The sequence below is a fragment of the Rhodospirillales bacterium genome (assembly GCA_016699855.1).
In the GTDB taxonomy this organism is placed as follows: Bacteria; Pseudomonadota; Alphaproteobacteria; order Reyranellales; family Reyranellaceae.
In genome coordinates, this window is record CP064988.1 from 2582908 (window position 1) to 2595435 (window position 12528).

A 12528-nucleotide genomic window follows, 5' to 3' on the forward strand; every position below is an offset into this window, starting at 1 on the left:
ATCCACGCATCTCGCGACGACATATTCTCCGCCGCGCAGCGGGGGAGAGGGCATTCGGCTGCCATCGAGCGGCGCGTCGCGCCGACGTCTACACCAGACCGGCGACGGGGACAGACGGCCGCCGGTCCGCGCGGGCCGCGACCATGCGGCGGGCGTCGGCGGCGCGGCCGTCCTTGAGGTAGGCAGCCAGCAGCGTGTTCTCGACCACGTCGCGCTGCGCGCGGCTGCCGCCGATGCGCACGGTCTCGGCCAGCGCCGGCTCGAGGAGCGCGATCGCAGCCGTCCAGTCGCCGCGGCCGTAGGCGGCGAGGCCCGCCGCCAGGCCGGCCACCACCGGGCTCGCGGGCGAACGTCCGGCGGCCGCGCGCTGCTCCAGTTCGGAGACGACGCGCCCGACGCCTTCGTGGTCGTCGGCGCCGACGCTGGCCAGGGCGCGGTGCACGTCGACGAAGGCGACGCCGGCCTTGGGAAACGCCTTGTGCGCGTGCTCGCGCACCTCGGTCCATAGCGCGGCGCGGCGCGGCTGGCCGGCGAGCTCGGCGCGCCACAGGAAGGCCGGCGCGTCGGTGGCGACGTTCAGCGCCGGTCCCCAGGCGCCGCCGGGATGCACCTGCGCCTCGTAGACCGACCACGCGCGCGCCGCGTCGCCGAGGATCAGCGCGAACAGCGCGACATGCCACGAGATGTGGCAGTGCATCAGCCCCTCGCGCGGATAGGCCTCGAGCCACGGGCCGAGATAGTCGAGCGCGGCGCGGTCCTCGCCCATCTCGTAGAGCACGTGCGCCTTGATGTGCGCGCCGTGGGCGTTGCGCGGATTGGCCGCCATGCTGCGCTCGATCAGCGCCAGCGCCTCGTCGAGCCGCCCCGCCTCCTCCAGCGCGAAGGCGAGGACGGACTGGAACCACCAGTCGTCGGCGAGGTGCGGGCGCAGCGCCTCGAGGAAGGCGACTTGCTCGGGCTCGCGGTCGAGCCGGCCGCTGAAACCGATGAGGCCGAACACGCCCGTCGCCGGCGCCGCCACCATCGCGTCGCGCGGATGCTCGGCGAGATGGGCGCGCGTCGCCGCCAGCGCCTCGACCGGCCTGCCCTCGATCGACAGGCACAGCGCGTCGACATGGGCGCGCTCGCGCGGCGTGGCGTTGGCGGCGAGTTCGCGGGCCTTCGCGGCCGCCGCCCGGGCGCCCGCGACGTCGGCCAGCAGGAAGCGGGCGCGGGCCAGCGCCGCGTGCGCGACGGCGAAGTCCGGATCGGCCTCGACCGCGCGGGTCAGCTCGGCGACGTCGCCGTGCTCGGCCGACAGCACCCGGTCGCAACCGGCGACATAGGCGTCGCGCGCGACCCCGGAAGATGTCGTGAGCGGCAGTCCGTAACGATCGGCGAGCATGCGTTTCGATCCCGTTCGCGAGGGCGGCGCTGGACGGCCGCGATGGTCGAGCATCGATTCAAGGGCGTCAAGTTCGCGCGATCCGTGGCGCCATTCTCCCTCTCTGCGAACTGGCGGAGACGGAGAAACGCGCGGCGCCCTCCCGAAACGGAACCGGCCCGCGCGATGCGCGGGCCGGTGGTCGTCGTCGGATGGTTGGCGGCGCCTACTTGTCGGCGTCGCGCTGCTGCTTCTTGAGGGCGGCGCCGAGGATGTCGCCGAGGCTGGCGCCCGAGTCGGACGAACCGTAGTCGGCCATCGCCTGCTTCTCCTCGTCGGCCTCGCGCGCCTTGACCGACAGCACGACGCGGCGCGAGGCGCGGTCGATGTTGGTGACCTTGGCGTCGATCTTGTCGCCGACCGCGTAGCGGTCGGGCCGCTGCTCGGAGCGGTCGCGGCTGAGCTCGGTCTTGCGGATGAAGCCCGGGATGCCGTCGGCAACCGTGACGTCGAGGCCGGTCTCCTGGACGCCGGCCACGACCGCCGTGACGATCTCGCCCTTCTTCAGGTTGCCGACCTTCTCGAACGGATCGTTCAGCAGCTGCTTGATGCCGAGCGAGATGCGCTCCTTCTCGGTGTCGACGTCGAGCACCTTCACCTTGACCACGTCGCCCTTCTTGTGGTCGCGGATCGCCTCCTCGCCGGTCTTGTCCCACGACAGGTCGCTGAGGTGGACCATGCCGTCGATGTCGCCGGGCAGGCCGACGAACAGGCCGAACTCGGTGATGTTGCGGACCTCGCCCTCGATCTCCGTGCCGGCGGGGTACTTGTCGCCGAACGTGTCCCACGGATTGTCGAGGCACTGCTTGAGGCCCAGCGAGATGCGGCGCTTGGTCATGTCGACGTCGAGCACCATCACCTCGACCTCCTGGGAGGTCGACACGATCTTGCCCGGATGGACGTTCTTCTTGGTCCAGCTCATCTCCGAGACGTGGACCAGTCCCTCGACGCCCGGCTCCAGCTCGACGAACGCGCCGTAGTCGGTGATGTTGGTGACGCGGCCCTTGACCCGCAGGTTGGCGGGGTACTTGGCGCCGGCGCCGTCCCACGGATCGCTCATCAGCTGCTTCATGCCGAGCGAGATGCGCTGCGTCTCCGGGTTGAAGCGGACGACCTGCACCTTGACCTGCTGGCCGATGCTGAGCGCCTCGGACGGATGGTTGATGCGCTTCCACGCGATGTCGGTGACGTGCAGCAGGCCGTCGACGCCGCCGAGGTCCACGAACGCGCCGTAGTCGGTGATGTTCTTGACCACGCCGTCGAGCACCTGGCCCTCGCTGAGCTGGCCCATCAGGCGGGTGCGGTCCTCGGCGCGGCTCTCCTCGAGCACGGCGCGGCGCGACACCACGATGTTGCCGCGGCGGCGGTCCATCTTGAGGATCTGGAACGGCTGCGGCGTGCCCATCAGCGGGGTGATGTCGCGCACCGGGCGGATGTCGACCTGGCTGCCCGGCAGGAACGCCACGGCGCCGTTGAGGTCGACCGTGAAGCCGCCCTTGACGCGGCCGAAGATGGTGCCGTCGACGCGGCGGTTGTCGGCGAACGACTTCTCGAGGACGGTCCACGACTCCTCGCGGCGCGCCTTGTCGCGCGACAGCATCGCCTCGCCTTCGCGGTTCTCCATCCGCTCGACGTAGACCTCGACGAAGTCGCCGATCTTGATCTCGCCGGACTGCCCGCCGTGCGCGAACTCCTTCAGCGGGATACGCCCCTCGGACTTGAGGCCGACGTCGACGACGGCGAAGTCGCCGACCACGTTGACGACGCAGCCGCGCACGACGGCGCCTTCGAAGCCCTGGGACTTGCCCAGCGAGTCGTCGAGCAGGGCCGCGAAATCGGCGGTCGACGGATCGCTCTCGCGCAGCGCGGAACGCTTTGCCATGAATCGTCTCTCCTCGCATCGATCCCGGGCGTGGGTGCTCCGCCCGTCGGCCAGCCGGTTCATCCGGCGGATCCAGTGCCTGGTGACGCCGCGGTCGCGCGCACGACCTCGTCCGCGCGGCCCAGCCGTCGGTACCCCTTCCGCGCGCGCCGCCGACGGCTTCAGGCCCGGCGCGCGTGGATCCTCGACTCGATGAACGCGACCGCCCGCGCGAACGCCGCGTCGGCGTCGAGGGCGCTCGTATCCAGGGTGAAGGCGTCGTCGGCCGGTTTGAGCGGGGCGCTGTCGCGCTCGCTGTCCCGCCGGTCCCGCGACGCCATCTCGTCGAGAATGGCGCGCTTTATAGGGGCCGCCCCGCGCTGTTGCAACTCAAGGAATCGCCTGTGCGCGCGCGCCTCAAGGCCGGCGGTGACGAAGATTTTCGCATCCGCGCGCGGACAGATGACCGTGCCGATGTCGCGGCCGTCGAGCACCGCGCCGGCCTTGCCGTCCGGCGGCCGGGCCGCGAAGGCGCGCTGCCAGTCCAGCAGGGCCGCCCGCACCTCGGGGATCGCGGCCACCACGGAGGCCGCCGCGCCGGTGGCCTCGCTGCGCAGCTCCGGATCTTCCAGATCAGCCGGTTGTATGGAGCGCGCCGCCGCCACCGCGGATGTGGGGTCGGACGGCTCCGCGCCGGTCCGCAACACCCGCATGCCGACCGCCCGGTACAAGCCGCCCGTATCCAGATGCGCGAGCCCGTAATGCGCCGCCAGCCGCCGCGCCAGCGTGCCTTTGCCGGCCGCCGCGGGGCCGTCGATGGCGATGATCATGGGGCGCCTTCCTGACGCCCCCTGCCGGCGGTTGTCAATCCGCCGCGGCAGCCATGCGGACGGGCGCGACCGGCGTCGAGCGGCGCTGGGAGCGGGAGAGGAGGTAGGCGGGGACCAGCGCCACCAGGGTGGTGCCCGCGACCAGCAAGAACGTGTCCTGGAACGCCATGGTCTGGCTCTGCGCTTGCAGCATGGCGCCGAGGTGCTCCAAGGCGACGCCATGGCGCACGTTGGCCGACAATCCCGCCGCCAGCAGCAGCGATTCGACCTTGGCGATCAGCAGGTCGCTGGTGTGGTTGGAGAAGCTCTGGGTGGCGGTCAGCGCCTCGGCGTGGAACCGGGCGCGGTTCTCGAGGAACGCCACGAACAGGATCGTGCCGAAGGCGCCGCCGAGCTGGCGCACGAAGTTCACCGCGCCCGCCCCCTGCCGCAGCCGCTCCGGCGGCAGCGCCTTGAGCGAGGAGGCGTTGAGGCTGGGGTTGATGAAGCCCAGCCCCAGCCGCGACACCAGGGTCACGACGGCCAGGGTCCAGAACGTGGTGTCGACGTCTGCGCCGGCCAGCGCCACGAAGCCGGCCGCGAAGGTCAGCAGCCCGCCCATGATCATCAGCGCCGGCGGCGTCGCGTCCGACAGCCGGCCCGCGACCGGAAAGATCACCGCCAGCATCAGGCCGGCCGGCATCATCATCAGCCCCGACACCAGCGGCGTGAACCCCTGCGTGGTCTGCACGAACACCGGCACCAGGTAGGTCGAGCCCAGCATGCAGGCGCCGAAGATGAAGGCCACGATGGCGGCCGACGCGAACTGCCGGTCGGCGAACATGCGCACGTCGAGCAGCGGCTTCTCGACCCGCAGATCCCAGGCGATGAACGCCACCGTGGCGGCGGCGCCGACCGCCAGCCGCAGCACGATGGCGCCGGAATCCCAGCCCTCGCGCTGGCCGTTGGCGAAGCCCGTCATCAGGCCGAGCAGGCCGACGCACATCAGGATGAACCCGGTCCAGTCGAACCGCGGCAGCGACCGCGGCCACGGCTGCGTCGGCATGAACAGCGCGCCGAGGATCGCGGCCGCGAGGCAGAACGGCAGGGCGATGAAGAACACGTAGCGCCAGTTGAAGAACTCGATCATCAGCCCGCCCAGCGTCGGGCCGATCGCCGGCGCGAACACCACGCCCAGCCCGAACACGCCCATCGCCATGCCGCGGCGGTCGGCCGGGAACACCGCGAAGATGATCGCCATCACCAGCGGCTGCGCCACGCCCGAGGAGAAACCCTGCAGCACGCGGGCCAGGATCAGCACGTCCTCGTTGGGCGCCGTGCCGCCGGTCACCGCGCCGCACGAGAACACCGCCAGCGCCGTGATGAAGGTGCGCCGCTCGCCCAGCACGCCGACCACCCAGGCGTTGAGCACCATGCCCACGGTCATGCTCGAGGTGTAGGCCGACGACATCCACTGCGCGGTGTCCTGGCCGATGCCGAAGGCGCCCATCACGTCGGGCACCGCGACGTTGACCGTCGTCATGCTCAGCACCATCGCGAGGACGCCGACCATGCCGGCGATCGTCACCCACCACCGGTACGCCGCCCCGTACCGCGCCGCCAGCGCCTCGGCGTTATCGTACGGCACGGGCGCGTCCGGTGGCCACGCTCGCGCTCTCCTTCCGGGAGCGACGGCGCGCGCGCCGCGCTCCATCCGTCATCCCGAGCGCGGCGAGGGATCTTTCAACGGCCGAAAGATCCCTCGCCGCGCTCGGGATGACGACGCGGTCGGCATGCGTCCGTCCGGAACGCTTGGCGATCGTATCTGGCCGCGCGAAGCGTCGTTCTCCTTCATCCTCCCTCCCCCCTTGTGGGAGAGGGTTGGGGTGGGGGGTCCGACGCCGACCACGAGCGGAATCGTCCACCGCCACGCACCTCAGGCGGTCACCACAAATCGCGGGCGCGGTGCGGTGGCCCCCTCCCCGACCCTCCCCCACAAGGGGGGAGGGAGCGTGAGGAGAGCGCCGGGAACTTCGCGCAAGTGGGCCGTGCCGGGAACGCGAGGCCCGGAGGTCCGATGATCGCGCGGTCGCCGCCGCCGCCGCGCTACCGCAGGTCAATGGCCACCTCGACCATCATGCCGGGAGCGAGCGGGCGGGGCATGGTGGTGAACTCGATCTTCACCGGCACGCGCTGCGTGATCTTGGTGAAATTGCCCGACGGGTTGGGCGTCGGCAGCAGCGCGAAGCGCGCCGTCGTGGCGCTGCCGACGCGCGCGACCTTGCCGCGGAAGCGGTCGTTGGGGAACGCGTCGACGGTGACGTCGACGATCTGCCCGAGCTTCAGGTCGCGCAGATGCGTCTCCTTGATGTTGGCCTCGACCCACACGGCGGCGGGGTTGTGCAGGGATCAGCAGCCGCTGGCCCGAGCCGACATACTCGCCGGGGATCACGAAGGTGCGGTCGATGATGGCCGGCACCGGCGCGCGCAGGGTGCGGTCCTCGACGTCGACCAGCTGCTGGCGGAGCTGGGCGCCGAGATCGGCCTCGACGTGCTCGAGCCGCGCCAGCTGGCCGTCGAGCACCGCCAGCCGGTCGCGCTCGCCATGCGCCTCGGCCAGCGCGCCCTCGGCCTGGGCGCGCTCGGCGTCCATGCGCCGTTTGGTGTTCTCCAGCCGCGTGACGGCGGCCTGCGCGGTCTCGAGCTGCTTCTCGGTGACGACCTTTCGCTCGTAGAGCAGGCGCGTGCGGTCGAGCTCCTGGCGGGCCAGCAGGATGTCGGAATCGAGCGCGTCGCGGGCGGCGCCGGTGACCTCGACGGCCGAGCCGCGGGTGCGCGACTTGGCGTCGATCTGGTTCTCGACCATCCGGCGCTCGGCCTGCAGGCGGACGCGGTCGGCCTGCACGCCCAGCAGCTGCGCCCGCAGCGCCTCGGCCCGCAGCTTGGCGACGCGGTCGTCGATGCGGGCGATGATCTGGCCGGCCGCCACCGTCTCGCCCTCGCGCACCGCCAGATCCATCACCCAGCCCTCGGCCCGGCTCGACATGGTGATCATGTCGGCGGTCACCCGGGCGTCGGATTCGTAGACATGGGTGGCGCGCAGATACACCTCGCGGGCGCCGAACACGGCGACGACCGCGAGCACCGTCACGATGATCAGGAGCCGCACGCGCTGGGCCGCGAACGCTGGCCTCGTCATTCCATCCCTCGTTGGCGCGGCGGGCCGAAATTTCCCGCACCGCGCCGCGGGATTGTCAGCCCGCTCCCCGCCTTGTCCAAGCCCCTCCGGCACAGGTCAGCCACGCGGCAGATGGTGACATTCGCGGACGGCCTGGAAATTGTCCCCCTCGGCATGCGCGGGACCGGTTTGAGATCCCGTCGCCACGGCATCGGATCGCTCCCGCCGACGCGCGCGCGGGCCGGTCCGGGCGTTTGTATATTGTATTTTGTATACAATATACAATTTGACCAGAAAGTAAGTAGGGCTTTGGGCTCAGGCCTGCAAAACGGCGGATTTTCCGGCGTCGGCGGCGCGAATTTGCCGTTTTGCAGGCCTGACCCCGAAGCTTCCCGACTCCGTGCTGTTACTCGGGAAACGGTGGGTTGGTCTAGCGCCGGCCGCTAGAAGCCACCGTTTCGCGGGCCTGACCGCGAACGCTTCCACCGTCATCCCGAGCGCAGCGAGGGATCTTTCAGCCGCCGAAAGATCCCTCGCTGCGCTCGGGATGACGGGTTCGGTTTGGGGTCAGGCCTGCAAAACGGCATATTCGGCGCGGGTGGCGGTCGGCAAATTTGCCGTTCTGCAGGCCTGACCCCGAAGCCCTGACCCCGAAGCCCCGGGCGACAAGCATGTTCGACCGCGGCGCCGCGCCCCTCGTCCGGCGCTGCGCGCCACCTTCTCCCCCGCAAACGGGGGAGAAGGGCTCTGGCGTCAGGCCTGACCCCGAAGCCCGGCGCGGCGCCTATTCGAGCAGGACCGGGTCGACGACGCGCAGGCGGTCGCCGGGGCGGCCCTCCAGGACTTTGACGCAGCGGCAGCGCTCGCGCACCGCGAGGTCGGCCGGGCCGAGGCGGGCGCGTACCGCGTCCTCGCAGGCGCGGAAGATGTCGCCGACGGCGGCGCTGGAATCGCCGTGGGTCCAGCCGATATGCGCCGGGCACGACGCCGCCGCCGGCGCCACGACCGTGAACCAGCGGCCGCGCCAGTTCGACACGCGCTCCCACGCCGGCAGCGCCGACGCGAGCTTGCCGCGCACGGCCGTCAGCTCGCCGAGCGGCACGACGCGCTTGTCCGGCAGCTCGAGCAGGATCTGGTCGGTCGATTGCGCGCGGGCGTCGGCGATGGACACCGCGCCCGTCGCCGCCAGCGCGACCGCGGCCACCGCCACGCGCCACCACGTCCTTCCGCCCCGCTTCGCCGACGCCACCCGCATGCCCGCTCCCCGCTTCACCCACGCCGCGACTGTCCCACGGGGGATGGCGCCGCGCATCATCACTGAACTCGGATCGCGGCCGACCGGGTCGTTTCTCCGTCATCCCGAGCGCAGCGAGGGATCTTTCGGCGATGGAAAGATCCCTCGCTGCGCTCGGGATGACAGTTTCATCGTCATGGCGATCATCATCCGGGCGCGGACCACGCCCAAGGCGTGTTTGTGCGGATCGGCCGCGGGACGTACAAGCGATGGTCCCATGGAAGGAACACCCCGCCGATGAAACGACTCCTCGCGATCGCGACCGCGTCCCTGCTCGCCGCGACGGCGCAGGCGGCCGACCCGAACGGGCGGTTCCATATCGTCGGCGCCGGCACGGTGACCTGCCAGCGTTTCCTGACGGCCGACGACCAGGAGAAGCGCTACGTCGAGACGTGGTGGGCCGGCTACATCACGGCGATCAACCGCACCACGCCGGAGACCTACAACATGACCGCCGGCGCCTCGGCCGATCAGGTCAACGCCATGCTGCGCGAGCATTGCGCCGCCAATCCCGAGGCGTTGCTGGCGGTGGCGGTGCACGCCGTGGCCGGCAAGCTCTATCCCAACCGCGCGCGCCAGGCGCCGAACTGATTCGGCTTGGGGTCAGGCCTGCAAAACGGCATTTTTCGGAGCGGGCGGTTCGGAAAATTTGCCGCTTTGCAGGCCTGACCCCGGAGTGACGGCATGGTCGATCCCGCGCCGGTTCCGACGCTGTATCTGATCTGCGGCAAGATCGCCGCCGGCAAGTCGACGCTGGCGGCGGCGCTGGCGCGGCGGCCCCGCACGCTCGCGCTGGCCGAGGACGACTGGCTGCCGCGGCTCTATCCCGGCGAGATCCAGACGCTGGCCGACTACGGAAGGTGCAGCGCGCGGCTGCGCTCGGTGCTGGGGCCGCACATCGTCGCGCTGCTGCGGTCCGGCCTGTCGGTCGTGCTCGACTTCCCGGCCAACACCGTGACCAGCCGGGCGTGGATGCGCGGCCTCGTCGCGGAGTCCGGCGCCGCGCACGAGCTGCATCTGCTGGACGTGCCGGACGACGTCTGCCGCGCGCGGCTGCATCAGCGCAACGCCGCCGGGACGCATCCCTACGTCGTCAGCGACGCGGAGTTTGCGGAGTTCACGTCGCACTTCGTGGCGCCGACGGCGGAGGAAGGGTTCAACGTCGTGGTGCATCCCCACCAGCGATAGGCCGCGACCGCCGGCGGCCGCCCGCGTTCCTCACCGGAAGGCCCCTTCGGGGTCAGGCCCCTTCGGGGTCAGGCCTGCAAAACGGCATTTTTCGGCGCGGCCGGTTTGGAGAATTTGCCGTTTTGCAGGCCTGACCCCGCTAGAAGCGCGCCGAAGGGATGCGAAAGCGGTCTCGCCATGACGGCCTCCTGCGTGGGCGTCCGACGAAGCCTGCGGAACCAGTCCAGCCCGCCGGACGGATGGTGAAGACGAAGGGTGGCGGGGCGGGCGCCCCGCGACCGACGAATTAGGTGGGGAACGCGCCGCTTCAAGGGTCGGGCGGCGAGATTTCCCGGCGGCCGGTCGCGGGATCCGGACGCCGGACGGCAGGGGCACTTTCGGAAGAGGTCGCCGACCCGACACCCCACCCCTTGATGCGCGCGGGACCGCTCCTATCTCGATTTGCGCCGGCGCGCGTCGCGCACGCCGCGCACCCCATCGGACGAGAGCGGACCCCGGCGACGGCCGGGGCGCGCCAGACACGAGGAGGAGCGTCATGCAGCGCTACGGTGACGGCCGCGGCGGCGAAGCCCGGATCATCTCGCCCGCTTCGCGCTATTCAACTCCCCAGGCGGTGGTCCACGATCCCGCCCTCTCCCTTCCGCAGAAGCGGTCCATCCTCAGCATGTGGGCGTCCGACGCCTGCGCGGTGGACTCCGATCCCACGTTGCGGCTGGCGCCGGGCGCCGCGCGGCCGGTCAAGGTCAGCGACATCTTCATCGCGCTCGCGGCGCTCGACGACCCGACGCCGCCCCGTCGCGGCGGCGCCGCGCTGCGCCCCGCCGCCACCCGGTCCGCGCCGCCGCCGTGGTGGGCGCCGCGTCCGGCGCTGCGCGCGGCCGGGGCCTGACGCCATGGACATCCCGATGCTGGTGCTGGCGCCGGTCGCGATCTTCCTGATCGCGCTGGCGCTGGCCGCCGACGCGCCGCGACGGGTGGCCGACGGTCTCGCGCGGGTGCGGTCCCGGCGCATGGCGTCGGCGCGCGGGCGGTAGCGGTCGATTCACCCTTTGGGGTCGGGCCTGCGAAAAGGCATTTTTCGGCGCGGGCGCCTCCGGAATTTTGCCGTTTTGCAGGCCTGACCCCGTCACATCGACCCATAGGTTCGCACCCATGCTTCGACGTTGGCTCTCTGTGCAAGCTCTTTAAAAGAATAGGTTACGCGGGAGAAATAGGCAGCCGACATGCCGTTCAAAGATATATCACGAATATCTTCTGGGCTAATTCGAAAGCGGCTCATTACTTTCTCCCGCCGAGGCAGTGCAATTCGCTAGTCACTTGCCAATGAGCTGTTTTAGCTCATTAAATATGTCGAAGGATTCTGATGCTTTAAGGCGTCGGAGATCACGTTGTAGCAATACGAGAGCATCATTATTTATCGCACGTGTATTGCCTTTGTTTGATATCACTCGATCCCAGAGAACAAAATGACCTGGTGTTGTGATTCCCGCTGCCGCGAGAAGAGTATTAATAATACATGATTGAGCAGTATTGCGTTTTTCGTTGAGGTCCACATAGACTGCAATGACATTGACCCCTTTCATTGTCGTGCCAAAGGAATAGCAGATTTCATTGGATTGTAGCTGGTGAATACGCCAACCAAACGATGAAAGAGCATTCTGCAGGGCGTTACTATGGATGGTAACTCGTGAAGTATCGAATGGCCGAGCCCAAACAATGGTTATTTGTACTTTCGTTGTCTCGCCGATTGGCGGCCTCTCAAAGGGGATGCCTTTGCTGTCAAATGGTGCGAGCACCGCGTTTATAAGCGGGAGCAGTTCCGCAGTTAGCGTCGAACCTTCGGCCTCGGCTTTATCAAGACCCTCCGGCGATGGATCGCGGAGGAGCGGCGCGGCGCCAACGCGAACAAGCGAACTCCAATTTTCAAGAGGCAAAGGCGCGGCAGCAACAGCGAACTTCCATGAGTGAGAAGTTGCTTCCTGCGCACGCGCATGCGAACCAACATTGTAAATATGAAATGATAGTAGTAGGGAAGCGCTCAAACAAAGTAGGCGCCTATTGGGGACTGTGCATCGACGTAGCATTGAAGTCTCCGGTTCTCGCATCATCGCGGGAGGGCAATTTGTATCGTACAGATTCTAAGCGCCGACGCTCGGTGAGCGACGATAATGACCGTCCGCCCCCTCACGATCTCCGCCATGTTGTCCTGCACGATCGCCTCCGTCTCGGCGTCGAGAGCGCTGGTCGCCTCGTCGAAGATCAGGATGCGCGGGTCCATCAGCAGCGCCCGCGCGATGGCGATGCGCTGCCGCTGTCCGCCGGAGAGGTTCATCCCCCGCTCCTCGATCTGCGTGTCGTAGCCCTCCGGCATCTGGAGGATGAAGTCGTGCGCGCCGGCCATGGTCGCGGCCTTGACGATCCGGTCCATCGACACCGTGCGGTCCGCCAACGCGATGTTGTCGCGGACCGAGCGGTTGAACAGCACCGGCTCCTGCGGCACCACGCCGACCTGACGCCGCAACCACGCCGGGTCGATCAACGCGCGGTCGAGACCGGCGCGCGGCGACTCGGCGGTGGGCGAACGGAACACAGGCGGCCTCCCCGGCCGTGGATCGGCGAACGCTATCGGCGGTTCGTCGGGCCGACAAGCGCGGCGGCCAAATTTGCCGTTTTGCAGGCCTGACCCCGGAGGGCTCTTCCGTCATCCCGAGCGTAGCGAGGGATCTTGGGGCGGCGGAAGGATCCCTCGCTGCGCTCGGGATGACGGTATCGGTG

12 protein-coding genes are annotated in these 12528 nt (G+C 69.4%); 4 read left to right on the forward strand and 8 right to left on the reverse strand.

Going from position 1 to position 12528, the window contains the following annotated elements; genetic code table 11:
* Positions 1-88: 88 nt before the first annotated feature.
* From IPK81_12175 to IPK81_12200, 6 genes are all read right to left on the reverse strand, one after another.
* Positions 89-1384, reverse strand: a complete 1296-nt coding sequence (locus IPK81_12175) for a tetratricopeptide repeat protein (protein ID QQS14830.1) — start codon at positions 1382-1384, stop codon at positions 89-91.
* A gap of 205 nt (positions 1385-1589) precedes the next feature.
* Positions 1590-3305 (reverse strand): 30S ribosomal protein S1, encoded by a 1716-nt coding sequence (rpsA, locus tag IPK81_12180; GenBank protein ID QQS14831.1) that lies wholly within the window; start codon positions 3303-3305, stop codon positions 1590-1592.
* A gap of 161 nt (positions 3306-3466) precedes the next feature.
* Positions 3467-4114 carry a (d)CMP kinase gene (locus tag IPK81_12185; GenBank protein QQS14832.1) on the reverse strand — a complete coding sequence of 216 codons (648 nt, stop codon included), beginning with the start codon at positions 4112-4114 and terminating at the stop codon, positions 3467-3469.
* A 34-nt stretch (positions 4115-4148) separates the two neighbouring features.
* A complete protein-coding gene (locus IPK81_12190) occupies positions 4149-5741 on the reverse strand; it encodes a DHA2 family efflux MFS transporter permease subunit (protein ID QQS14833.1) in 1593 nt (530 codons plus the stop codon).
* 468 nt (positions 5742-6209) lie between these two features.
* Positions 6210-7292, reverse strand: a complete 1083-nt coding sequence (locus IPK81_12195; GenBank protein ID QQS14834.1) for a biotin/lipoyl-binding protein — start codon at positions 7290-7292, stop codon at positions 6210-6212.
* 763 nt (positions 7293-8055) lie between these two features.
* The gene (locus IPK81_12200) at positions 8056-8481 is read right to left on the reverse strand and encodes a hypothetical protein (protein QQS14835.1); all 426 of its coding nucleotides are present in this window, start codon (positions 8479-8481) and stop codon (positions 8056-8058) included.
* A 321-nt stretch (positions 8482-8802) separates the two neighbouring features.
* Here IPK81_12200 and IPK81_12205 point away from each other — a divergent pair, with 321 nt between their 5' ends.
* The 4 genes from IPK81_12205 (at position 8803) to IPK81_12220 (ending at position 10787) form a co-directional block, all read left to right on the forward strand.
* Entirely contained in the window at positions 8803-9156 is a 354-nt protein-coding gene (locus IPK81_12205; GenBank protein ID QQS14836.1) for a hypothetical protein, read from the forward strand.
* Positions 9157-9249: 93 nt separating this feature from the next.
* Positions 9250-9753 carry an ATP-binding protein gene (locus IPK81_12210; GenBank protein ID QQS14837.1) on the forward strand — a complete coding sequence of 168 codons (504 nt, stop codon included), beginning with the start codon at positions 9250-9252 and terminating at the stop codon, positions 9751-9753.
* Positions 9754-10288: 535 nt separating this feature from the next.
* The gene (locus IPK81_12215; protein ID QQS14838.1) at positions 10289-10642 is read left to right on the forward strand and encodes a hypothetical protein; all 354 of its coding nucleotides are present in this window, start codon (positions 10289-10291) and stop codon (positions 10640-10642) included.
* Positions 10643-10646: 4 nt separating this feature from the next.
* Positions 10647-10787 carry a hypothetical protein gene (locus IPK81_12220; GenBank protein ID QQS14839.1) on the forward strand — a complete coding sequence of 47 codons (141 nt, stop codon included), beginning with the start codon at positions 10647-10649 and terminating at the stop codon, positions 10785-10787.
* Between the two features lie 279 nt (positions 10788-11066).
* Here the strand turns inward: IPK81_12220 and IPK81_12225 are convergent, their stop codons facing one another.
* Positions 11067-11795 carry a hypothetical protein gene (locus IPK81_12225; GenBank protein ID QQS14840.1) on the reverse strand — a complete coding sequence of 243 codons (729 nt, stop codon included), beginning with the start codon at positions 11793-11795 and terminating at the stop codon, positions 11067-11069.
* A 62-nt stretch (positions 11796-11857) separates the two neighbouring features.
* Positions 11858-12430: an ATP-binding cassette domain-containing protein gene (locus IPK81_12230; GenBank protein QQS15080.1), complete on the reverse strand. Its 573-nt coding sequence runs from the start codon at positions 12428-12430 to the stop codon at positions 11858-11860.
* Positions 12431-12528 lie beyond the last annotated feature (98 nt).